The organism is Gordonia sp. SL306, assembly GCF_026625785.1.
Classification (GTDB): domain Bacteria; phylum Actinomycetota; class Actinomycetes; order Mycobacteriales; family Mycobacteriaceae; genus Gordonia.
This window is the reverse complement of sequence record NZ_CP113063.1, coordinates 4,730,833-4,753,304: the sequence shown is the minus strand read 5'-3', so window position 1 is coordinate 4,753,304 and position 22,472 is coordinate 4,730,833. Positions and strand designations below refer to the sequence as shown.

The window sequence follows — 22,472 nt, the reverse complement described above, 5'->3', positions numbered from 1 at the left end:
GTCGACCCCATATCCTGGACCGATCATGCCCGTTCCGACCGCAGAGGACCGACGAGCGCTCAGTGACCGCCTCGCCGACGTGACCATCCTCGACGCTCACCGTCTGCGCCGACGACTCGACAAACTCGGTCGCTCACCGAAACAGGCGGCCTGGGACAAGCTGGCCGCCGACGTCGACGCCGCAACGCACCGCGTCGATCGTCGGCGTGCGACGGTTCCGACGATCACCTTCCCGCCGGACCTGCCGGTGTCGGCGGCCCGCGACGAGATCGCCGCCGCCATCGCCGATCATCAGGTGGTGGTGATCGCCGGTGAGACCGGTTCGGGCAAGACCACCCAGCTACCCAAGATCTGTCTCGAACTCGGTCGCGGCATCCGGGGCGCCATCGGTCACACCCAGCCACGGCGGATAGCCGCGAGTTCGGTCGCGCGCCGCATCGCCGACGAAACCGACAGCGAGATCGGCCAGGCGATCGGATACTCGGTGCGGTTCACCGACCGGGCCGGCGCAAACACCCTGGTCAAGGTGATGACCGACGGAATCCTGCTCCGTGAGATCGGTACCGACCCCCTGCTGCGCCCCTACGACACGCTCATCATCGACGAAGCCCACGAACGCAGCCTCAATATCGACTTCATCCTCGGGTACCTGAAGCAACTGCTGCCACGCCGTCCCGACCTCAAGGTCATCATCACCTCGGCGACCATCGAGCCCGATCGGTTCGCGCGGCACTTCGCATCCGACGAACCCGCGGGCGGCAACCGGCTCACCGGTGACGTGCCCATCCTGGAGGTGTCCGGGCGTGCGTATCCCGTCGAGGTCCGATACCGGCCGTTCGGGGACGACCGGGATCCCGATTCCGATCATCGCGACCTCGATCAGGTCCAAGCCGTCGACCAGGCCGTCGGCGACCTGTGGTCGTCGCACCGCACCGGCGACATCCTGGTGTTCCTGCCGACCGAACGGGACATCCGCGAGACCGCGGACGCGTTGCGCCATCGTGTCGCGTCGGGTGCCGAGATCGTCCCGCTCTTCGCGCGGCTGTCGATCGCCGACCAGCAACGCGTCTTCGCGCCGTCGAGCGGGCGGCGGATCGTCCTCGCCACCAACGTCGCCGAGACGTCGCTGACCGTTCCGGGTATCCGCTACGTCATCGACACGGGCACCGCCCGCATCTCGCGCTACTCAACACGGTCGAAGGTGAACCGACTTCCCATCGAGCCGATCTCCCAGGCCTCCGCCCGGCAGCGGGCCGGGCGCTGTGGCCGTGTCGCACCGGGCATCTGCATCCGCCTGTACTCCGAGGAGGATTTCGACAACCGCCCCGCGTTCACCGACCCAGAGATCCTGCGGACCAATCTCGCCGCGGTGATCCTCCAGATGGCCGCCCTGCACATCGGTGACGTGTCGGCATTCCCCTTCGTGCAGCCGCCCGACGCGCGCGCCATCCGTGACGGCATGGCCGTGCTCACCGAGCTCGGCGCGATCCGTGAGACCGCTCGCGACGATCACGAGCCGGTCCTCACCCGGATCGGGCGTGACATGGCCCGGATACCGGTGGATCCCCGTCTGGCACGGATGCTGATCTCCGCACACGAACTCGGGTGTCTCGACCACGTCCTGGTGATCGCCGCGGCGTTGTCGGTGCCAGATGTGCGCGAACGGCCTGCGGAACATCGCGAGGCCGCCGGCACCTCGCATCGACGGTTCGCGGTGCCGGGTTCGGAGTTCCTCTCGTATCTCGAGCTCTGGGAGTATCTGAACGATCGGCGACAGGAGTTGTCCGGTAATCGGTTCCGACGGATGTGTGAGAGCGAGTTCCTCCACTTCCTGCGAATCCGGGAATGGCAGGAACTCCATCGCCAGTTGTCACGGATCGTCTCCGACCTCGATTGGACCGCCACCGCGTCGCCACGCGACGCCGACGCCATCCACCGTTCGATCCTGTCCGGACTGCTGGGCAACATCGCAGTCCGCCAGGGCGATTCACGCGACTACATCGGTGCCCGAAACACATCGCTGGCGATCTTCCCCGGCTCGTCGCTCGCCCGTAAACCACCTCCCTTCATCATGGCCGCTGAGATCCTCGAGACCTCACGGCTGTTCGCGCACACCGTCGCCGGCATCGATCCGCTCTGGGCCGAGAAACTCGCGGGCGACCTCGTCCGCCGGTCGTACAGCGAGCCGCACTGGTCGGCCAAGCGCGCGTCGGCGATGGCCTACGAGCGGGTTACTCTCTACGGGGTCACCCTCGTCGCCCAGCGACGCGTTCCCTACGGCGCGATCGATCCGCCGACCTCACGGGAGATGTTCATCCGCCACGCCCTGGTCGAGGGCGACTGGCGCACCGATCATGTGTTCTTCCACCGCAATCGGGATCTCCTCGAGGCGGCCGCCGACGTCGAGCATCGCGCGCGTCGTCGCGATCTGGTGATCAGCGAGCAACAGCTCTTCGAGTTCTACGATGCCCGGGTCGGCGCCGACGTCGTGTCGGCGCGGCATTTCGACACCTGGTGGAAGAAGACGCGCCGAGAGCATCCGGACCTGCTCGATCTGAAGCCGGAGGATGTGGCGGCCGATGTCACGGTGGCCGACACCGACTTTCCCGGAGCCTGGCAGCAGGGCGAGACCCGCCTGGAACTGCGCTACCGGTTCGAGCCAGGAGCTCCCGACGACGGGGTCACCGTCGTGATCCCCCGGCCGCTACTCGATCACGTACGACCCGCAGGCTTCGACTGGTCGGTCCCGGGCCTGCGCTCCGAACTCGCCACCGAGCTCGTCAAATCACTGCCCAAGGCCCTGCGCAAGTCGATGGCACCCGCCCAGCGTTTCGCCGACCTCGCGGTCTCGCGATTGACACCCCGGTCGGAGCCACTGGTGACCGGTCTGTCCCGCGAGCTCACCTCGATCACCGGCATGACCGTGTCCCCGGGTGACTTCTCCCTCGATCGCGTCCCTGCCCATCTGACGATGAACTTCGCCGTCACCGACCGCGCCGGGACGGTGGTCGCGAGTGGCAAGTCACTGGCCGACCTGAAGAAGGGTTTCGCCGGGCACGACGACACCTCACGTCCCCGCGCCGTCCACACCTCCTGGACCGACGATGGCATCGGCGATCTACCCGACACCACCACCACAACGGTTGCCGGCCAGACGATCACCCGCTATCCGGGACTCGACGTCGTGCGGGACGACGCTGGACGGGCAACCGGTGTCACGCGGACCGAGTCCGTCACCGCGGCCGAACGCGACCGCAAGCTGACCGACGCGGTGATCGTGTTGTTGGAGACGACGATCCCGACGCTCCCCAAGAAGATCACCGGAACCCTCGACCCGGCCGGACGGCTGGCGCTGAGTCAGAGCCCGTATCGACGACCCGACGATCTGCCGGCCGATTGCACCCGGCGCGCGGTCCGTGACGCCGTGGCCACCCGAGACCTCACCGTCATCCGGACGCCCGGCCAGTTCGCGCGGCTCCGCGATGACCTCAGAACGACTGTGACCGACGCGGCCCCTGAGTATTTCGCGCTCGCCACGGACATTCTCCGGCATCTCGCCCCCCTCCGATCGGAGATCGACCAGGACAGCGGGTCCGTCGCTGCCGACGACGTGGCCGAGCAACTGGAGAACCTCGTCTTCGACGGATTCGTGGCCGCGACCCCACGCAGACATCTCACCGAGATCCCTCGCTATCTCCAGGCGGCGGAGAATCGATTGGCCGATCTCATGGGATCAACGACCCGCGATCGCGATGCCCTCGCCGCGGTCGACCGGGTGATCGCACACTGGAATCAGCGAGTCGCGCAGCTCCCCGTCGGCCGGCGCGATGCCTTCAACGAGTATGCCCATTGGATGGTCGAGGAACTCCGGGTCGGTCTCTTCTCGCAGCGACTCGGTACCGCCTATCCGATCTCCGAGAAGCGGGCGATGCGCGCACTGGACGTGTTCCATTGAGCGCACCGCTCCGACGCCGTCATTCGGAGACGGTCGGCCCCGCAGCGTCCACTGTCTTCTCGTGCGTCAGGTCGCCCTGCAGGTCGTCGATCTCGCGCTGGAAGTCCTCGAGCGAGTCGAACGAGCGGTACACCGACGCAAATCGGAGATAGGCCACCTCGTCGAGCTCACGCAACGGTTTGAGGATCGCCAATCCCACCTCGTTGCTGGGGATCTCGGCCGATCCGGATGCGCGCACCGCATCCTCGACCTGCTGCGCGAGCTGGGCGAGGGCGTCTTCGGCCACGGCACGCCCCTGGCAGGCCCGACGAACTCCGCGCATCACCTTCTCGCGGCTGAACGGTTCGGTGACCCCGTTGCGTTTCGCCACCGACAGCACGGCGCTCTCCACCGTCGAGAACCGGCGACCACACTCCGCACACGAACGGCGCCGTCGGATCGCCTGCCCTTCATCGGCGACACGCGAGTCGATGACCTTGGTGTCTTCGTTCTTACAAAACGGGCAGCGCATGTTGTCCTCACGCACGTCTCGGGACACTCCGGCGCACCGGATGCTCGCTACGCCGTGCCGGTTTCCGGCTGGAACCTGTGCCATGAGAATACCGTCCGTTGCTCAGCGGTATGCGGGCGCGATCAGTGCCTGACCGACCCGGAGTCCCGAGGAGGCCAAGGCGTTGCGCTCGACGATCTGATCGATGACCGACTGGCGCGGCAGATCCGGCGCCACCCGATCGGCGATCGAGCTCAGGGTGTCGCCCTGCCGGACGTGCACCACCTCGGTGCCCACCGGCTGCGGGGCGACGGACGCGGCGTAGTTCGACCCGACGATCGCGACGACCCAGACGAGCGCGGCCAGCGCTCCCCCGACCAGCACGGCAAGCGCGGCCGCACGACGTCGTGCGTAGACCCGCCGCTCATCTGCCGGTGCCGCACACCGGGTGCCGACGATCGTCGTGCCCGCGTTGTATCGACCGTCCGGACGACGGTCGGCCGGACGGGTCGGCTCGACCCTCGCGCCGCGCCTCGGACGCGAACCGACGCCGGAGGTGACCGGCCGTCGCGGCGCCAGCGCCGGTGTCTCGCGGGTCAGGGTGCCACTGCTCGGCACGTGGCGCGCGGGTGTCTCGCGGACGGACGTCTCGCGGGTCAAGGTGGCTGTGCTCATCGTGTCCTCCTGGGATCCGAATCGACCGTTCCCTCGATCACATGTTCGATGGAACGCATGTTCGATTTGTAGCACGCTGCGCCGACAAAGTCTCGACACGCGTCGAACAAATGTTTGAACCTGTCGGCAGGTTCGGTTAACCTCGGCCGTGAGACAACCGATCGACCAGCGATTTTGCGAGGCGAACCCGGTTCCGGCGGCAGCCGACGATGCAACAGCCGACAGGAAGGACTCAGCGATGAGCGACAAGGCCGGCGGGCGGCGTGGAGCCACCCGCGGGATCCACGAGACCGCAGACGCCCCCGACGACTCGTCGGAGCCGGCACCCGTCGTCGCCGAACCCGAGGTCGCCGAGGCGGCTCTCACCGCCCGGCAGCGCGGGGTCCTGGAGTTCATCCGTCAGTCCGTGCGAGAGCGTGGCTACCCGCCCAGCATCCGCGAGATCGGCGACGCCGTCGGACTGACGTCCACGTCGTCGGTGGCGCATCAACTCCGCACCCTGGAACGCAAGGGATTGCTCAAGCGCGACCACAACCGGCCGCGCGCGGTCAACATCCAGGACGGCGACCACACCCCGCCCGGCGGCGCGGCGGCCGGACTGGCCGACGGTCAGGAATTGCCCACACCGACGTTCGTGCCCGTGCTCGGGCGGATCGCCGCAGGCGGACCGATCCTGGCCGAGCAGGCCGTCGAGGACGTGTTCCCGCTACCTCGAGAACTGGTCGGAGAGGGATCGCTGTTCCTGCTGCGCGTCGTCGGCGAGTCGATGATCGACGCCGCCATCTGCGACGGCGACTGGGTCGTGGTCCGGCAGCAGAACGTCGCAGACAACGGCGACATCGTCGCGGCCATGATCGACGGCGAGGCCACCGTGAAGACGTTCAAGCGCAAGGACGGTCACGTGTGGCTGATGCCGCACAACGACCTCTTCGATCCCATCCCGGGCGACGAGGCCGCGATCCTCGGCAAGGTCGTCACCGTGATGCGGCGCGTGTGAGGATCGGCGGCCGAGAGTCAGCCACCGAGCGCCGCGGCCGCGACCGCACGGGCCTCCGCGGGATCGGCGGTTTTCAGCACTGCTTGCGCGGCTGACCGGCACTGGTCGAGGGTCACCTCCGAGAGGCGAGCCCCGACCGGCGCAGCCGCGGCGGGCGCCGCGGACAATGAACTGACGCCCATGCCGACGAGTACACATGCCAGCAGCGGGTCGGCGGCCGCCTCACCGCACACTCCGACCGGTTTGCCCGCCGCCTGACCGGCGCGGGCAACCATGTCGATCAGTGCCAGCGCCGCAGGCTGCCACGGATCCGTCAGTGTGGCGAGTTCGGCGGACATCCGATCCGCGGCCATCGTGTACTGCGTCAGATCATTGGTGCCGATCGAGACGAAGTCGACCTCCGCCATGATCGCGGGAGCCAGGATCGCAGCGGCGGGCACCTCGACCATCACCCCCGCGATCAATCCACGGCGCCGCACTTCGCCCGCGAATTCCGCTGCCTCGGAAGGCGATGCGATCATCGGGGCCATCACCCATGGCGTGGCTCCGCTCTCCTGAGCAGCGGCTGCGATCGCATCGAGCTGCGCCGCGCGGATCTCGGGATGGTCGATCGCGATGCGATTGCCCCGCACACCCAGCGCCGGATTGGCCTCGTTGAGCTGGGTCACGAATTTGAGCGGCTTGTCCGACCCGGCGTCGAGCGTCCGGATCACCACTTTCTGATCGGCGAATGCGTCGATCACCTCGCGGTACAACGTTGTCTGCTCGGCGATCGTCGGGGCCTCGGCCCGCTCGAGGAACGCCAGCTCCGTGCGGAACAATCCGACACCCTCGACGGGATGACCGGATGCGTTTCGTGCCGACGCTCCGTCGGCGACATTCGCGAGCACCGAGACCGGATGCCCGTCCGCGGTCGTCCCGGGTCCCGTCCACGACGCCACCGCGGCGGCCTTGCGACGACTCTCGTCGACGCCGGCCAGCGCCCTCGCCTCGTCGGGTTCGACCTCCAGAGTGCCCGCCGTGCCGTCGACGAGCACCGTGGTGCCGACGGCCACGGTGGCGAGCTCACCCACTGCCACCACGCATGGAATCCCCAACTGGCGGGCAATGATCGCGGTGTGACTCGTGGGACCTCCGAGACGCGTGACGAGCGCGGTGATCAGCGTCGGATCGAGCCCGGCGGTGTCCGCCGGGGCGAGATCGTCGGCGAGCAGCACCGACGGCACGGGCGGTTCCGGTACGCCGGGCTCGGGTATCCCGAGCAACTCGGCGACCACCCGATCGCGGACGTCGTTGAGATCGGTGACCCGCTCGGCCATCAGTCCGCCGAGCTTGGTGAACATCGCGGCGAACTGTTCGGTCGCCGCCACGGCCGCAGCCGGCGCGGGGGTGCCCTTGGCGATCAACGCCGACGCCGCACCGACCCAACCGCGGTCCTCGGCCAGGCCGGCGGTCGCCACGAGCACCTCCGACGCGGCGCCCGAGGCATGCGAGGCCCGCTCCCGGAGCCGTCCCGCCACCGCCGCCGCGGCGTCGGTGAAGCGTTTGGTCTCGACCTCACGCTCGTCCTCGGCGACGGCGTCCTCTGCGCTCGGGTCGTATTCCGGGCGGGCGCCCGGCCAGATGGCCGGACCGAAGGCCTTTCCGGCCACCACCGGTGTCCCCTGCAAAACCTGTGTCTGTGTCACCGAAGTCCTATCTGTCCGTCGGTCCGGGAACCGATCCCGTCCCGGACTCACTGGCCTGTATCGAGCAGCGGAGCGCATGTGGAATGGGCCCGTAACTGAAAGTTATGTGATTCAAGTTACAAGAAAACCTTGACTTGTCAACATAAACAGGCGTAAACACAGATATAGCAACATTGAAATCCACAGATTCCAACAGACGAGGACATCCGTGTACGCCGAAGAACGTCAGCAGGCGATCGCCGATCAGGTGCGGGCCAATGGCCGCGCGTCGGTCACCGCGTTGGCCACGCTGTTCGACGTGACCAGTGAGACGGTGCGTCGGGATCTCGCAACCCTCGAGCGCGCAGGACATCTTCAGCGGGTACACGGCGGCGCGGTTCGGCCGGGTTCCACGCCGGTGATCGGCGAGCTCGGCATCGACGAACGCCAGATGACCCACACGCATGAGAAGGTCGCCATCGGCCGTGCGGCGATCCGGTTCCTCCCACCGGACGGTGGTTCCGTGTTCTTCGACGCCGGCACCACCACCTTCCAGGCCGCCCTCGCCCTGCCACGTGACCGCCGTCTGACCCTGATCACCCACAGCATCCCGATCGCGGCCGCGCTGGCCGGCCACAACTCGTCGGACCTGCATGTCCTCGGAGGCCGGGTCCGCGGACTCACACAGGCGACGGTGGGCTCCGAGACGGTGGCGGCACTGGAACGACTGCGTATCTCGACGGCCTTCGTCGGCGCGAACGGGATCACCGAGTCACACGGACTCTCCACCCCCGACCCGGACGAGGCCGCCATCAAGGCGGCCATCGTGAGGGTTGCCAATCGCGTTGTGGTGCTTTCTGATTCATCAAAGATCGACCGTGAGGACCTGTCCTCGTTCGCCGATCTCGCAGATATCGACGTGCTGGTCACCGACGCCGGGATCGACCCGGTCACCTCCGCGGCCCTGTCGGCACGCGGGATCGACGTCGTGATCGCGTGACCGAGAGGACCCCCATGACACAACCATCAACACCGCCGGTGATCCTGACCGTCACCGCCAATCCGAGCCTCGACCGCACCCTCGAGCTCGCCGCACCGCTGCGCCGCGGTGAGGTGCAGCGCGCGACGTCGGTGCGTGCCGAACCCGGCGGCAAGGGCGTCAACGTCGCGCGGGTGGTGTCCGAGGCAGGGCTGTCGACGCTTGCCGTCCTGCCCGCGCGGACCGGCGACCCACTGCTCACCGCGCTCGACACGGTCGGTCTCCCCTACCTCGCCCTGCCGATCGACGGCGACGTCCGCTCCAACGTCACGGTCGCCGATCCCGACGGCACGACCACCAAGATCAACGCACCCGGCTTCGGGCTGTCCCCCGCCGAGGCACATGCCCTCGTCGACCTGGTTGTCGAGAACGCGCGCGGCGCAAGCTGGGTGGCGCTGTGTGGGTCACTGCCGCCGGGGCCGTCCGACAACTGGTACCGGACCGTCATCGACGAGCTCGACGGACAGGACTGCCGAGTCGCAGTGGACACCTCCGGCGGCCCGCTGTCGGCGACGGTCCGGGGTCGTGTGGACCTGCTGAAGCCCAACGACGAGGAGCTGGCCGAGGCCACCGGCGTGGACCCGTCGGGTCTCGTCGCCGCGACGTCGCGAGGCGATTACGCACCGCTCGTCAGCGCGGCTCGCACTCTCGTCGACCGGACCGGGGCCGCCATCCTCGCCACCCTCGGTGCGGCCGGGGCGATCCTGGTCACCGACTCCGGGACCTGGTTCGCCACCCCGCCACCGATCGTGCCGCGCAGCACTGTCGGCGCCGGGGACTCGGCTCTCGCCGGGTATCTGATCGCGGAGTCCCGCGGCGCCACCGAGCCGGAGCGGCTCCGGACCGCGGTCGCCTATGGCTCGGCGGCCACCGCGCTCGCCGGCACTCAGCCACCCGCGCCAGGTCAGCTCGATCTCGACGGGGTGGCGGTCACGGACCTCTCCGGAGCCGCCCAGGTCGGATGACACTCGACGATCGCACGCACGGGCCCGTCCTCGACGGACAGACTGCCCCGACCCAGCCACCACGAACCCGACGACTGCACACCCCCAGGTAGAAGGAAATCCGATGTCCGAACAGATCATCACGACGCAGACGGTGAGTCTCGACGTCGACGCGGGCGCCGACCCGGCGGCCGTGATCGGCTATCTCGCCGAAGCACTCCAGGCGGCAGGCCGCACGACCGATGCCGCCGACCTCACTCGAGGGGCGCTCGACCGCGAGGCGAAGTCCGCGACCGGGCTGCCCGGTGGAATCGCGATCCCGCACGCCCGTGCCGAGTCGGTCACCGAGGCCAGTCTCGCGATGGCGCGGCTGTCCGCCAAGGTCGACTTCGGTGCACCCGACGGCCCGGCAGACCTCGTGTTCCTCATCGCCGCGCCGTCCGGCGGCGCATCCGAGCACATGAAACTGCTGAGCTCTCTTGCGCGATCGCTGGTCCGCCCCGATTTCGTCGCGTCCCTGCGCGAGGCCGAGAGCGATGAGCGGGTGGTACAACTCGTCGACGAGGCGATCAATCCCGCACCCGCACAACCGGTGGCATCCACTGCCGCGGCAACCGCTGCGGCCACCGCCCCGGCATCGGCGGCGGGCGCCCCGCCGCCGGCACCGGATGCGACTGTCCCCGGACGCAAGTCGATCGTCGCGATCACCGCGTGCCCGACCGGGATCGCACACACCTACATGGCGGCAGATGCCCTCAAGTACGCGGCCGAACGCGCCGACATCGACTTCCACGTGGAGACCCAGGGGTCGTCGGCGACAACCGCATTCGATCCGCAGGTGATCGCGAACGCGGACGCCGTCATCTTCGCCACCGACGTCGGGGTGAAGGGCAAGGAGCGTTTCCACGGCAAGCCCGTCATCTCCTCCGGCGTCAAACGGGCGATCAATGAGCCCGACGCAATGATCGCCGAAGCGGTTGCCGCCTCGGACAATCCGAATGCCGCAGTGGTGGCGGGCTCCGGCGACGGCGTCCCGGACAGCACCGCGGACGCCGGCGGCGTCGGCTTCGGCAAGCAGGTCCAGCAGGCACTGATGACCGGCGTCAGTTACATGATCCCGTTCGTCGCCGCCGGTGGCCTGCTCATGGCTCTCGCCTTTCTCCCGTTCCTCGGCGGCTACGAGATCGCGAACTCGACCCTCGACACGTCCGGCGCGCTCAACGACGGACAGTTCATCGCGCTGAACAACAGTCTGTGGGATCTGCCTGCCGGCGGCCTCGGCCAATACATCGGCGCGGTGTTGTTCGCCGTCGGTGGTCTCGCCATGAGCATGCTGGTCCCGGTCCTGGCCGGTTACATCTCGTTCGCCATCGCCGATCGCCCCGGTATCGCACCCGGTTTCGTCGCGGGTCTCGTGTCGGTCGCCGTCGGTGCCAGCTTCATCGGCGGTCTGGTCGGCGGCCTCATCGCCGGCGTCGCCTGTTTCTGGATCGCCCGACTCCCGTTGCCGCAGTGGGCGCGAGGGCTGATGCCGGTGGTGATCATCCCGCTGCTGGGCAGCTTGGTCATCGGCGTGCTCCTGTACATGCTGCTCGGCAAGCCGCTCGCATGGGTCACCGATCAGATGACCGACGGCCTCAACAGCATGTCCGGCGGCTCGGCGATCATCCTGGGCATCGTGCTCGGCCTGATGATGTGCTTCGACCTCGGCGGCCCGGTCAACAAGGCGGCATATCTGTTCGCCACCGCGGGCCTCGCGATCGGCGGCAATGCGCAGCTGGAGATCATGGCCGCGGTGATGTGCGCAGGCATGGTCCCACCGCTCGCGCTGGCGCTGGCCACCGTACTGCGCCCGGGGCTGTTCACCGAGCCCGAGCGTGAGAACGGCAAGGCCGCATGGCTGCTCGGTGCGTCGTTCATCTCCGAGGGCGCGATCCCGTTCGCGGCGACCGACCCGTTCCGCGTGATCCCGTCGATGATGGCAGGCGGCGCACTGTCCGGTGCGTTGATCATGGCGTTCGGCGTCACCCAGCGCGCCCCGCACGGCGGCATCTTCGTGTTCTTCACGATGAACCACTGGGTCTTGTTCCTGGTGGCGCTCGCCGCCGGTACGGCGTTGTCCGCGTTCCTCGTCATCGCGGCCAAGCAATGGAGCACCGCCCGAAAAGAGGCGACAACCGTACCCGAACTGGAGGCCGTTGCGGCCTGAGGTGATCGGTCAAGCCGCACCCCGCCGCCGCGAACGCGTGCACAATCGTCCTCAGCGACACAATTCAGACATCACCACCGAATGAGTGAGGAGACACCCACATGCCCAGCACCACCGTCACCGTCGGATCCGCCGTCGGCCTGCATGCCCGTCCCGCGACGATCATTGCCGAGGCGGTCGCGGACGCCGGCACCGCGGTCACCATCGGCCTCGAGGGCGGAGACCCGGTGGATGCCGGTTCGGCTCTGATGATCATGACTCTCGGCGCCGAGAAGGGCACCAACGTCGTGGTCACGGCCGAGGATCAGAACACCCTCGATGCGATTGCCACCCTGGTCGCCAAGGACCTCGACGCCGACTGAGGCCGGAGCCCTCCCGAGCGGTGCCCGGTTTCCCGTCGAGCGTGCACAGAATCCCGTCGAGCGTGCGTGGGCATCACTGCCTGCGCACGCTCGGCGGATTTCTGCGCACGCTCGGCGGATGGCTACCTCACCGTGAGGTCGTCACCGTGAGATCGTCGAGCGCGCCTGCGAAGGCTGCCGGGACGCGCACTCGCATCCGGGTGCCGTCCGCGGTGTGTTCGCTCGACAGCACCTCGCCCTCCTCGTGAATCCGCGACACCACGTCACCACGGGTGTACGGCACGTCGATCGTCAGCTCCACGTCGGAGCGGCCGATGAACTCGCGGAGCCGGTCGAACAGCTCGGGCAAGCCCTCACCGGTGCGCGCGGACACGAACACCGCATCACCGAACGCCCCACGCAGTTCGGCCATCCTGGTGGCGTCGACGGCGTCGATCTTGTTGATCACCAACAGTTCCGGCGGCGGCGCGGCGTCCTCCTCGGCGACGACCTCGTTGATCACCTGACGCACGGCCGAGATCTGTTCGGCAGGAAAGGCATCCGCACCGTCGACGACGTGCAGGACCAGGTCGGCGTCGACCACCTCCTCCAGTGTCGACCGAAACGCCTCGACGAGCTGCGTCGGCAGGTGCCGCACGAAACCGACGGTGTCGGTGAACACCACTGCGCGGCCGTCGTCGAGGGTGGCGCGACGGGTGGTGGGGTCTAGGGTGGCGAACAGTGCGTCCTGCACGAGGACGCCGGACCCGGTCATCGCGTTGACGAGACTCGACTTGCCGGCGTTCGTGTACCCGGCGACCGTCAATCGAGGGATGGCGTTGCGTTCGCGCGCCGCGCGCATCACGGTGCGCGACTTCTTCATCCCGCGGATCTCCCGGCGCAGCTTCGCCATTCGTTCGCGAATGCGCCGACGATCCGTCTCGATCTTCGTCTCGCCCGGACCACGCAGACCCACACCGCCGTTGCTTCCCGCGCGACCACCCGCCTGGCGCGACATCGACTCGCCCCACCCACGCAGTCGGGGCAGCATGTACTCCATCTGGGCGAGCGACACCTGGGCTTTGCCCTCGCGCGACGTCGCGTGCTGGGCGAAGATGTCGAGGATCAATGCGGTCCGGTCGATGACCTTGACCTTGACGATCTTCTCCAGCGCGGTGAGCTGAGCCGGGGTGAGTTCACCGTCGCAGATCACCGTGTCGGCGCCGGAGGTGAGCACGGCCTCGCGGAGTTCGTCGGCCTTGCCGGACCCGATGTAGGTGGCCGAGTCGGGCCGCGACCGCCGCTGGATCAGCGCGTCGAGAACCTCCGAGCCGGCCGTCTCGGCCAGTGCGGCGAGTTCGACCATGCTGGCGCGCGCCTGGGCGGCGCTGCCCTCGGTCCAGACACCGACCAGAACGACGCGTTCGAGTCGCAGCTGCCGGTATTCGACCTCGGTGACGTCGGTGAGTTCGGTCGACAATCCGGCGACACGCTGCAGAGAGGCGCGCTCGGAGAGCTGGAGCTCACCCGTCGTGGGTTGTGCCAGACCGCGGAGGATGTCGCGGCCGGTGCCCGGCTCGGTGGCGGTCTCGGGGAGATCGGTGAGATCGTCGTCGTCCGGGGTGGACAGGGAAAATGGTGTGGATGCTGATTCGGTCATAGGCAAGACCATGATCTCACGTCATGGGACTGCACAGCACCTGGTTTTCCGGTGACCGCCGGGTGGCCAGGAGATCAGTCCTGAAGTCGGTCCCAACCGGTCCGCAGTTCACCGTCGGCGACCAGCATCGATGGTCCGCGCAGGTGGGACCCGTCGGCCCGGATATCCACCTCGACGCGACCACCTGGCACGGTGATGCAGAGAGTGCCGGTGGACTGGTCGCCGGCGGCCAGGATCGCGGCGCCCGCCGCCACCAGACCGGTCCCGCAACTGCGCGTCTCGCCCACACCGCGCTCGAACACTCGCATCGCCGCAGGTAGTCGGCCTCGTTCGTCGACAGGTCCGGCGGGCGTCACCAGCTCAACGTTGGCACCGTGCGGAAAGGCCTGGCTGTCGATCTCGACCCCCGCGGTGAAGTCGACAGCCGCCAGGTCGGCGGCGGTCATGTCCGGCACCACGCAGGCCAGATGCGGATTGCCCACGTCGACCATCGCACCGCGATACGCGTCGTCGCCGATCCGCACCAACGATTCGCCGGTCAGACGCACCTGCCCCATCTCGACGGTCACGTCAGCGCGGACCTCGTCGTGGCTGTGCACGATCACCGGTCGGGCACCTGCGCGCGACCCGACGGTGAACGCGTCGTCGGCGACCAGGCCCGAGGCCCGCAGGTGGTGGGCGAACACCCGCACGCCGTTCCCGCACATCTCCGCGATCGATCCGTCGGCATTGCGGTAGTCCATGAACCAGTCGTCTGGTCCGACGCCGTCGGGCAGCGCAGTCAGCACTCCCCGCTCCACCAGCGCCGCCGAGCGCACCACCCGCAGCAGGCCGTCCGCGCCGATGCCGCGCCGACGGTCGCACAGCGCGGCCACCACGGGCTCGGTCAATTCGAGGTCTGCCGCCGGGTCGGTGAGGATGACGAAGTCGTTCTGGGTGCCGTGCCCCTTCACGAAACGCCGACGGTCGGAGGCCGATCCGGGCCGGGCGGTGGACTGTGCAGTGGACTGGGTCGCCGTCACCCCATCCAGGGTACGGGCCGTCCTTCGGGCCCCCTGGCCACGCACCGATCAGCCGTGGCCGATCGCCCGGAGGGCGGCGCCGACCAGGTCGGGTTCCGCAGCGTCGAGCCACATGATGCGATGGTCGCGGCGGAACCACGAACGCTGCCGGCGAACGTAGCGCCGCGTCCCGATGAAGGTGAGCTCTTCGGCCGTCGCCATGTCGTGTTCGCCGTCGAGAGCCGCGAGGACCTGTGCATATCCGATGGCCCGGGAGGCCGTCCGGCCCTCGCGCAATCCGACCTCGCAGAGGTCGCGCACCTCCGTTTCCAGCCCACCGGCGAACATCTGGCGGGTGCGCAACCGGATCCGCTCGTCCAGGGCGCCGGTCTCCCGGTCGAGTGCGAGGATTCGCGTACCCCACCGCGGGTCTCCGATGGTGGGTGCCGACGCCGCGAACGGTTCACCGGTGATCTCCACGACCTCGAGGGCACGCACGATCCGTCGGCCATCGGTGGCGAGGATGGACGCCGCCGCCTGCGGATCGACCTCGGCGAGACGCTGATGGAGACGGGCCACGCCGTCGTCGGCGAGCATCGCCTCGTATTTCGCCCGGACATCGGCGTCGGTCGCCGGGAACCGCCAATTGTCCAGCAGCCCCTGGATGTACATCATCGACCCGCCGACCAGGATCGGGGTCCGGCCCGCCGTGAGCAGCGTCTGGACGTCGTCCGTGGCGGCCTGCTGATACCGCGCGACGGTCGCCGTCTCGGTCACGTCGAGGACATCTATCTGGTGATGCGGGATGCCTCGACGCTCCGCCACCGTCAGTTTCGCCGTGCCGATGTCCATCCCGCGGTACTGCTGCATCGCGTCGAGGTTGACGATCTCGCCGTCGAGTCGCTCCGCGAGATCGAGTGCGAGATCCGACTTGCCGCTCGCGGTGGGACCGAGGACCGCAACCGGGATCGGAGTGGTCATTGCGGAGTCCAGACCGCGACCACGTAACCGACCCCGAAGGGCGCGCGGGCATATCGGAGTTCGCCGTGCATCCGACGACCGGCGCACAGCGCTGCCGCGACCTGCCAGACCGGTCGCCCGCCAACGCCCTCGGCCGCGCATACCTCGGGATCGAGCCCGGCGAGTGCTGCGGCGTCGGCGGTGCCGAGCGCGTCGTCGATGACCTGCTGCAGACGCACGGCGGTTTCCCGCAGGCCGCCGCCGGGAGCCCGCGGCGACAACGAGATCGCGCCGTCGCCGACCACGAGGACGCCGATCGGCTCCGACTCGCCGTCCACACGGCCGGCGAGCTCGGCACCCAGTTGCGCACACCGGGCAGGTGTCGCGCCGGGTGTCACCGGGACGGGCGTGACGACCTCTGCCCCGGCCTCGGCACGGAGCCAGCCCGCGATCAGAAACGACAACGGCAGGCCGCGGGTGTCGTCCGCTCGACCACCGACGTCAGCCGCGTCGAGGAACACCGGCACATCGACCCCGTACGGCAGGAACGTCCCGGCCGTGCCGACCTGGTCGACGTCGGTATCGGTGGCGCCGATCGCGATCCACGTCGACGCCGTCCCGGCCAGATCTCGGCCCGCCGCCCGGGTCGCTGCGCGCACCTCGTCGGTGTCGACGGCGAGGCGGCCGGCCAGAGCCGGCACCAGCAAAGGAGCACTCGGCACGAAGACCACGGACGCCAGCACGACCACGACGCTAGTCGAGCGATGAGGCGCGCTCAGCACCGGCATCGCGGTGCAATGTCGTGGCAGCGGCCCCACGAAGAGCTCTGACCTGTTTGAATGGGGAGACCTCCGTGTCGACGCCGGGCGCCACAGAGGTATCGATGCGACGGCAGCCGTGACGCGCGGCAACCAACCTGCGGGAGAGGGCACCTGCACATGACTGATCCGACCGATCCGACAATTGCCTCCGAGGTGACGGAGTCGACGACCCCTGCCGACACCGCGGCGACAGGTGGTCCGTCTTCGTCCGCGGAGGAAGTGACGCCGCGACCGCGGCCGAGACCGGGACCGAAACCCGGTCCGCGGCCCGGTCCGCACCCCCGACCCAGCGAGTTGCCGCTGGTGCCGACCCCCGTTCCACACGGGGACCCGCATCAGTTCGGGCGGATCGACGCGGACGGTGTGGTCTGGCTCAAGGCGCCCTCCGGCGAACGGGAGATCGGTTCCTGGCAAGCGGGTTCGGTCGAGGACGGTCTCGCCCATTTCGCCCGCAAGTTCGATGACCTCGCCACCGAGGTGGAGATCCTCGAGGAACGCCTGGCCGCGCGGTCCGGCGATCCACGTAAAGCCCAGGCTGCCGCTCAACACCTGCTCGACGCGCTGCCGACCGCGGCGGTCCTCGGCGACGTGGCGGCGCTCGAGGAGCGGTTGAACCTGATCGTCGGGAGTGCCGACGAGGTGGCCGACTCGATCAAGTCCGAGCGCGACCGGTTGCGCACCGAGGCGATCGCGCGCAAGGAACTGCTGGCCGCCGAGGCCGAGGAGATCGGCGCCGATTCCACACAGTGGAAGGCGGCAGGCGACCGGCTCCGGGCGATTCTCGACGAGTGGAAGACCATCAAGGGGGTCGATCGCAAGACCGACGATGCCCTGTGGAAGCGCTACGCCAAGGCGCGGGACGCCTTCAACCGTCGTCGCGGCGCCCATTTCGCCGAACTCGACCGTGAGCGGGCCGGCGCCAAGGCCCGCAAGGAAGAGCTGATCGCGCGCGCCGAGGAACTGTCCGGTTCCACCGACTGGGGTCCGACGTCGGGCAAGTTCCGTGAGCTCCTCGCCGAATGGAAGGCGGCCGGTCGTGCCCCACGCGACGCCGACGACGCCTTGTGGCAGCGCTTCAAGGCCGCCCAGGATGTGTTCTTCTCGGCACGCAACGCCGCCACGTCCGAGCGGGACAGCGAGTTCGCGGCCAATGCCACCGCAAAGGTCGCCCTCCTCGATGCCGCCGAGAAGACCATCAACCCGTCGTCGGATCTCGACGCCGCGCGCCGCGAGTTCCGGGCGTTCCGCGACAAGTGGGATGAGATCGGCAAGGTACCCCGGGAACAGATGAGCGGCCTCGAGGGCCGGGCCCGTGCGCTGGAGAAGCGGATTCGCGACGCCGAAGACGCCCAGTGGCAGCGCACCGACCCCGAGGCGCAGGCCAGGGCCGCGCAGTTCGCGGACCGTGCGGCCCAGATCGAGGATCAGGCGCGCAAGGCCGAAGAGCGCGGCAAGGCCAAGGACGCTGCCAAACTCCGCGACCAGGCGGCCCAGTGGAAAGAGTGGGCTGACGCCGCGGCCAGTGCGATCGCCGACCGCTGACCGGGCCGCTCTCCCGAACTCTCAGCTGTCCTGACCGGGTTTGCGCTGCAACGAGCGCGCCAGGGCGTCGCGGGTCGCTGCCTCTTCGCGCCGCTCTTCCTCGAGTGCCAGGTGATAGGTGCTGCGGGCCCACACGACCCGGGCCCAGTGGAAGGTCAGCACGAAGACGGCCAGCCACCCGATGATCAGCCCGATACCGACGCCCGACGGCGGTTGGACGCCACCGACGCCCGGCGTGTTCCGTGACCACCAGGCGAGCATTCCGGCGACACACGCGATCGCGTTGCCACACAGCGCTATCCACGCGATGATCCAGCGACGGGTCAGCAACGCGAGCACCGACGCGCCGATCCCGAAGATGGCGACGAAGTAGACGAACACCTTCGAGGTGATGGTGACCCGCTCGGCCACCGCATCCGGGGAGAACGTCAGCACGTCGATTCCGCTCGCGGAACCGGTGTGCGGCAGCACGAGCGAGAGCATCGCCACGAGGACCGCCACGGCGACCACGAGGGCGCGCATGCCGGGGTCGATCTCACCGGCGACCTTGCGTTCGGCCTTGCGCAGATCACCTTCGTACTCCGCGAATCGGCCCGCATCGGTCGCGCTGTCGCGGTCGGCGGGTACGTCGCCGCTGCCCGTTCCGTCCTCTGGACGGTCACTCGTGTCGGCCATCAGCCACAACCTCCTGCGCATCCGGTGGCGACCGGTTCGACAGGCACCGCACCGATCGTCGGTAGACCGAGTCCTACTCCGACCGGCGGCGTCGTAGGCGTGCGGCTCGTCTCGTGGGCATCTCCGGCACGGGTCCGGCGGTGCGTCACCACCCCCGCATCGGCGATGAGATGGTGTGGGGCAGCAGCGGTCACGTGGGTCGTCACCACGTCACCAGGACGGATCACATCGCTCCCGACCCGCTCCCCCGCAGCGAAATGAACGAGACGTCCGTCACGCGCCCGACCGGTCATCCGCCGGGTGTTGGCCGATTTCCGACCCTCGTCGGCGACGACGAGCAGTTCGACCTCACGACCGACGATGGCCCGATTCTCGGTGAGACAGATCTCCTCCTGCAAGGCGATCAATCGTCGATAGCGCTCCCCGACCACCTCGGGCGGGACCTGGTCCGGCATCGAGGCGGCCGGCGTTCCGGGGCGCGGCGAGTACTGGAAGGTGAACGCGCTGGAGAACCGTGCCGCGGCGACCACGTCGAGTGTCTGCTGGAAGTCCTCCTCGGTCTCACCCGGGAAGCCGACGATGATGTCGGTGGTGATCGCGGCGTCCGGCATCGCCGCCCGCACCTTGTCGAGGATGCCGAGGAACTTGCGCTGCCGGTAGCTGCGCCGCATCGACTTCAGGATGCGGTCGGAGCCCGACTGCAGCGGCATGTGCAACTGCGGGCAGACATTGGGCGTCTCCGCCATCGCCTCGATGACGTCGTCGGTGAACTCGGCCGGATGCGGCGACGTGAACCGGACGCGCTCGAGACCCTCGATGCTCCCGCAGGCACGCAACAGCTCCGCGAAGGCGCCACGGTTGCGGGGCTGGTCGGGATCGGCGAAAGACATCCCGTACGCGTTCACGTTCTGACCGAGCAGGGTCACCTCGCTGACGCCCTGGTCGACGAGTGCCTGGACCTCTGCCAGGACGTCGCCGGGCCGGCGGTCGACCTCCTTGCCGCGCAGCGACGGCACGATACAGAACGTGCAGGTGTTGTTGCAGCCGACGGAGACCGATACCCAGCCGGAGTAGGCCGAGTCACGCTTGGCGGGCAGCGTCGACGGGAACCGTTCGAGTGATTCGAGGATCTCGACCTGTGCCGACTCGTTGTGTCGCGCGCGTTCGAGCAGTGCGGGCAACGAACCGATGTTGTGCGTGCCGAACACGACGTCGACCCACGGCGCCTTGCGCAGCACCGTGTCCTTGTCCTTCTGCGCGAGGCACCCGCCGACCGCGATCTGCATCCCCGGGCGCTCCGACTTCGCCGGCGCGAGATGTGACAGGTTTCCGTACAGCTTGTTGTCCGCGTTCTCCCGGATGGCACAGGTGTTGAACACGACCAGATCAGCATCGGCGTCGTCGGGCGCCTTGGTGTATCCGGCGTCCTCCAGGAGGCCGGCGATACGTTCCGAATCGTGCACGTTCATCTGACAGCCGTATGTCCGCACCTGATAGCTGCGGGCGGGAGCGGCAACGTCGGACCCGATGCCGGCTCCGGCGTCGGGGGCGCCACGCCGCTCGGACAACTCGATACTCACGCCTCCCAGGGTACGGGCCTGCGCAAATCCGCCTTTCGACACTCGGACGGCCGATGAACAGGACGCGCTGCCCCGCTCACACTAGGGTGATTCCTTATGACCGATTCGCCGATCGAGCAACCCGCGACGACCGAACCGACGTCCGGCTCGCAACCGATGATCGTCATGAAAGACGTTCAGAAGCATTTCGGATCACTCCACGTGCTGCGTGACATCAACCTCGAGGTTCCGGCCGGGCAGGTTGTCGTGGTGCTCGGCCCATCGGGCTCGGGCAAGTCCACCCTGTGCCGCACCATCAACCGTCTCGAGCCCGTCGACAGCGGTGAGATCTACGTCGAGGGCAAACTACTGCCCGACGAGGGCAAGGATCTCGCCCGTCTGCGCGCCGATGTCGGGATGGTGTTCCAGTCCTTCAATCTCTTCGCGCACAAGACAATCCTGCAGAATGTGACCCTGGCTCCCACCAAGGTGCGCAGGAAGAACAAGGCCGAGGCAAACAAACGGGCGCTCGAACTTCTCGAACGTGTCGGCATCGAGAGCCAGAAGGACAAGTATCCCGCCCAGCTGTCCGGCGGCCAGCAGCAGCGTGTCGCCATCGCGCGGTCACTCGCGATGGCGCCGAAGATCATGCTCTTCGACGAACCGACATCGGCGCTCGACCCCGAGATGGTCAACGAGGTACTCGACGTGATGGTCTCCCTCGCCAAGGAGGGGATGACGATGATCGTGGTCACCCACGAGATGGGCTTCGCGCGCAAGGCGGCCGATCGGGTGATCTTCATGGCTGACGGTGCGATCGTGGAGGATTCCGACCCGGAGAGCTTCTTCTCCAATCCCCGATCCGAACGTGCCCGCGATTTCCTCGGGAAGATCCTGGGCCACTGATATGGGGTTCACGAAACCATCGACGTCGGTTCGTCGTGCGCACCGGGCCACGGGAATCGGAATCCTCGCCCTCACCCTCGCGCTGGTCGCCGGAGCACTGGCCGGCTGCGGCAACACCGATCCGCGGAACCTGCTCGACTCGATCCGCAGCGGTTCGGTCGTCCTGGGCACCAAGTACGACCAGCCCGGCCTCGGTATCCGGAACCCGGACAAGTCCGTCACCGGATTCGATCCGTCCGTCTCGACCTACGTCGTCAATCACATCGCCGATTCATTGGGTGTCAAGCATCCCGAGATCCGGTGGCGCGAAACACCGTCCGCCCAACGCGAGACCCTGATCGACAACGGCGAGGTGGACATGATCGCGGCCACCTACTCGATCACCTCCGCCCGGGCCAAGGAGGTGGCCTTCGCCGGGCCGTACCTGATCAATTATCAGGGGCTGCTCGTTCGGGAGGACGACAACTCGATCACCTCCCTGACCGATCTGAACGCCGGGAAGAAGCTCTGTTCGGTCACTGGGTCGACTCCCGCCCAGAACGTCAAGGCGCAGCTGCCCAACGTGCAGTTGCAGGAATACGACTCCTACTCATCGTGTGTGGAGGCGCTGCGCCGCGGCAAGGTCGACGCCCTGACCACCGACGAGGTGATCCTCGCCGGGTATGCCAACTTCTTCCCCGACGAGTTCAAACTGGTGGGCATGTCCTATCCGGAGGACGCGTGTGTGAAGGACGCGCTGAAGAAGGCGGGCACACCGTTCTCGACCGAGTATTACGGGGTCGGCATGGCCAAGGAGTATCCCGATGCCGTGGCCAAGGTCAACGAGGCGATAGATGCGATGCTCGTCCCCGGCCCGGATGGCCAGTCCCCCTGGGATCAGGCGCTCCGCGACGCCATCGGCAACGAGACGGTGGATTCGATGATCGCCCGGGCCGACAGCCCGGACTCGAAATACAAGTTCGCCCCCGATCCGGGGAATCTCGAGTTCCTCGATTCCACTTCCACCCCGTGCCCGCCGGGCCTGAGCTGAC

18 protein-coding genes are annotated in these 22,472 nt (G+C 68.1%); 9 read left to right on the top strand and 9 right to left on the bottom strand.

All coding sequences use genetic code 11. The features are described 5' to 3' along the window. The first annotated feature begins 25 nt into the window (after nt 1–25). Nucleotides 26–3,955 (top strand): ATP-dependent RNA helicase HrpA, encoded by a 3,930-nt coding sequence (hrpA, locus tag OVA31_RS21765; protein WP_267628633.1) that lies wholly within the window; start codon nt 26–28, stop codon nt 3,953–3,955. A 19-nt stretch (nt 3,956–3,974) separates the two neighbouring features. Here hrpA and nrdR read toward each other — a convergent pair whose 3' ends face one another. Together nrdR and OVA31_RS21755 are read right to left on the bottom strand one after the other, a co-directional pair. Beyond that, on the bottom strand, nt 3,975–4,466 hold the full coding sequence (gene nrdR / locus OVA31_RS21760; RefSeq protein ID WP_267631645.1) for a transcriptional regulator NrdR: 492 nt from the start codon (nt 4,464–4,466) through the stop codon (nt 3,975–3,977). A 102-nt stretch (nt 4,467–4,568) separates the two neighbouring features. Further along, nucleotides 4,569–5,120, bottom strand: a complete 552-nt coding sequence (locus tag OVA31_RS21755) for a LysM peptidoglycan-binding domain-containing protein (protein ID WP_267628632.1) — start codon at nt 5,118–5,120, stop codon at nt 4,569–4,571. Nucleotides 5,121–5,358: 238 nt separating this feature from the next. On the opposite strand from OVA31_RS21755, the gene lexA reads away from it, so the two are divergent. Next, nucleotides 5,359–6,117 (top strand): transcriptional repressor LexA, encoded by a 759-nt coding sequence (lexA, locus tag OVA31_RS21750; protein WP_267628631.1) that lies wholly within the window; start codon nt 5,359–5,361, stop codon nt 6,115–6,117. A gap of 17 nt (nt 6,118–6,134) precedes the next feature. On the opposite strand, the gene OVA31_RS21745 is transcribed toward lexA, so the two are convergent. Then, nucleotides 6,135–7,805, bottom strand: a complete 1,671-nt coding sequence (locus tag OVA31_RS21745; protein WP_267628630.1) for a putative PEP-binding protein — start codon at nt 7,803–7,805, stop codon at nt 6,135–6,137. Nucleotides 7,806–8,013: 208 nt separating this feature from the next. Here OVA31_RS21745 and OVA31_RS21740 point away from each other — a divergent pair, with 208 nt between their 5' ends. From OVA31_RS21740 to OVA31_RS21725, 4 genes are all read left to right on the top strand, one after another. Beyond that, nucleotides 8,014–8,784, top strand: coding sequence for a DeoR/GlpR family DNA-binding transcription regulator (locus tag OVA31_RS21740; protein WP_267628629.1), 771 nt, complete (start codon nt 8,014–8,016; stop codon nt 8,782–8,784). A 38-nt stretch (nt 8,785–8,822) separates the two neighbouring features. Continuing rightward, entirely contained in the window at nt 8,823–9,788 is a 966-nt protein-coding gene (locus OVA31_RS21735) for a 1-phosphofructokinase family hexose kinase (protein ID WP_267631644.1), read from the top strand. 103 nt (nt 9,789–9,891) lie between these two features. Continuing rightward, a complete protein-coding gene (locus OVA31_RS21730; RefSeq protein WP_267628628.1) occupies nt 9,892–11,976 on the top strand; it encodes a PTS fructose transporter subunit IIABC in 2,085 nt (694 codons plus the stop codon). A gap of 101 nt (nt 11,977–12,077) precedes the next feature. After that, on the top strand, nt 12,078–12,338 hold the full coding sequence (locus tag OVA31_RS21725; RefSeq protein WP_164308337.1) for an HPr family phosphocarrier protein: 261 nt from the start codon (nt 12,078–12,080) through the stop codon (nt 12,336–12,338). Between the two features lie 127 nt (nt 12,339–12,465). On the opposite strand, the gene hflX is transcribed toward OVA31_RS21725, so the two are convergent. From hflX to OVA31_RS21705, 4 genes are all read right to left on the bottom strand, one after another. After that, nucleotides 12,466–13,977 (bottom strand): GTPase HflX, encoded by a 1,512-nt coding sequence (gene hflX / locus OVA31_RS21720; RefSeq protein WP_267628627.1) that lies wholly within the window; start codon nt 13,975–13,977, stop codon nt 12,466–12,468. A gap of 74 nt (nt 13,978–14,051) precedes the next feature. Then, complete coding sequence (gene dapF / locus OVA31_RS21715; protein ID WP_420714099.1) at nt 14,052–14,999, bottom strand: diaminopimelate epimerase; 948 nt, start codon at nt 14,997–14,999, stop codon at nt 14,052–14,054. Between the two features lie 48 nt (nt 15,000–15,047). Then, complete coding sequence (gene miaA, locus OVA31_RS21710) at nt 15,048–15,959, bottom strand: tRNA (adenosine(37)-N6)-dimethylallyltransferase MiaA (protein ID WP_267628626.1); 912 nt, start codon at nt 15,957–15,959, stop codon at nt 15,048–15,050. Continuing rightward, on the bottom strand, nt 15,956–16,681 hold the full coding sequence (locus OVA31_RS21705) for a hypothetical protein (RefSeq protein WP_267628625.1): 726 nt from the start codon (nt 16,679–16,681) through the stop codon (nt 15,956–15,958). The genes miaA and OVA31_RS21705 overlap by 4 nt, the downstream gene beginning before the upstream one ends. A gap of 195 nt (nt 16,682–16,876) precedes the next feature. On the opposite strand from OVA31_RS21705, the gene OVA31_RS21700 reads away from it, so the two are divergent. Continuing rightward, nucleotides 16,877–18,301: a DUF349 domain-containing protein gene (locus OVA31_RS21700; RefSeq protein WP_267628624.1), complete on the top strand. Its 1,425-nt coding sequence runs from the start codon at nt 16,877–16,879 to the stop codon at nt 18,299–18,301. A gap of 21 nt (nt 18,302–18,322) precedes the next feature. Here OVA31_RS21700 and OVA31_RS21695 read toward each other — a convergent pair whose 3' ends face one another. Together OVA31_RS21695 and miaB are read right to left on the bottom strand one after the other, a co-directional pair. After that, nucleotides 18,323–18,976, bottom strand: coding sequence for a hypothetical protein (locus tag OVA31_RS21695; RefSeq protein ID WP_267628623.1), 654 nt, complete (start codon nt 18,974–18,976; stop codon nt 18,323–18,325). After that, a complete protein-coding gene (gene miaB, locus OVA31_RS21690) occupies nt 18,976–20,556 on the bottom strand; it encodes a tRNA (N6-isopentenyl adenosine(37)-C2)-methylthiotransferase MiaB (protein WP_420714098.1) in 1,581 nt (526 codons plus the stop codon). Before miaB ends, OVA31_RS21695 begins: the two co-directional genes overlap by 1 nt. Before the next feature lie 156 nt (nt 20,557–20,712). On the opposite strand from miaB, the gene OVA31_RS21685 reads away from it, so the two are divergent. Beyond that, entirely contained in the window at nt 20,713–21,441 is a 729-nt protein-coding gene (locus OVA31_RS21685) for an amino acid ABC transporter ATP-binding protein (protein WP_190268388.1), read from the top strand. Between the two features lies 1 nt (nt 21,442). Next, on the top strand, nt 21,443–22,471 hold the full coding sequence (locus OVA31_RS21680) for a glutamate ABC transporter substrate-binding protein (protein ID WP_267628622.1): 1,029 nt from the start codon (nt 21,443–21,445) through the stop codon (nt 22,469–22,471). Nucleotide 22,472 lies beyond the last annotated feature (1 nt).

Excerpts from the sequence above, each read along its gene's own strand:
- hrpA (WP_267628633.1), top strand. The coding sequence starts at position 26 with ATGCCCGTTCCGACCGCAGAGGACCGACGAGCGCTCAGTGACCGCCTC.
- nrdR (WP_267631645.1), bottom strand. The coding sequence starts at position 4,466 with ATGCGCTGCCCGTTTTGTAAGAACGAAGACACCAAGGTCATCGACTCG.
- OVA31_RS21755 (WP_267628632.1), bottom strand. The coding sequence starts at position 5,120 with ATGAGCACAGCCACCTTGACCCGCGAGACGTCCGTCCGCGAGACACCC.
- lexA (WP_267628631.1), top strand. The coding sequence starts at position 5,359 with ATGAGCGACAAGGCCGGCGGGCGGCGTGGAGCCACCCGCGGGATCCAC.
- OVA31_RS21730 (WP_267628628.1), top strand. The coding sequence starts at position 9,892 with ATGTCCGAACAGATCATCACGACGCAGACGGTGAGTCTCGACGTCGAC.
- OVA31_RS21725 (WP_164308337.1), top strand. The coding sequence starts at position 12,078 with ATGCCCAGCACCACCGTCACCGTCGGATCCGCCGTCGGCCTGCATGCC.
- hflX (WP_267628627.1), bottom strand. The coding sequence starts at position 13,977 with ATGACCGAATCAGCATCCACACCATTTTCCCTGTCCACCCCGGACGAC.
- miaA (WP_267628626.1), bottom strand. The coding sequence starts at position 15,959 with ATGACCACTCCGATCCCGGTTGCGGTCCTCGGTCCCACCGCGAGCGGC.
- OVA31_RS21700 (WP_267628624.1), top strand. The coding sequence starts at position 16,877 with ATGACTGATCCGACCGATCCGACAATTGCCTCCGAGGTGACGGAGTCG.
- OVA31_RS21695 (WP_267628623.1), bottom strand. The coding sequence starts at position 18,976 with ATGGCCGACACGAGTGACCGTCCAGAGGACGGAACGGGCAGCGGCGAC.
- OVA31_RS21685 (WP_190268388.1), top strand. The coding sequence starts at position 20,713 with ATGATCGTCATGAAAGACGTTCAGAAGCATTTCGGATCACTCCACGTG.
- OVA31_RS21680 (WP_267628622.1), top strand. The coding sequence starts at position 21,443 with ATGGGGTTCACGAAACCATCGACGTCGGTTCGTCGTGCGCACCGGGCC.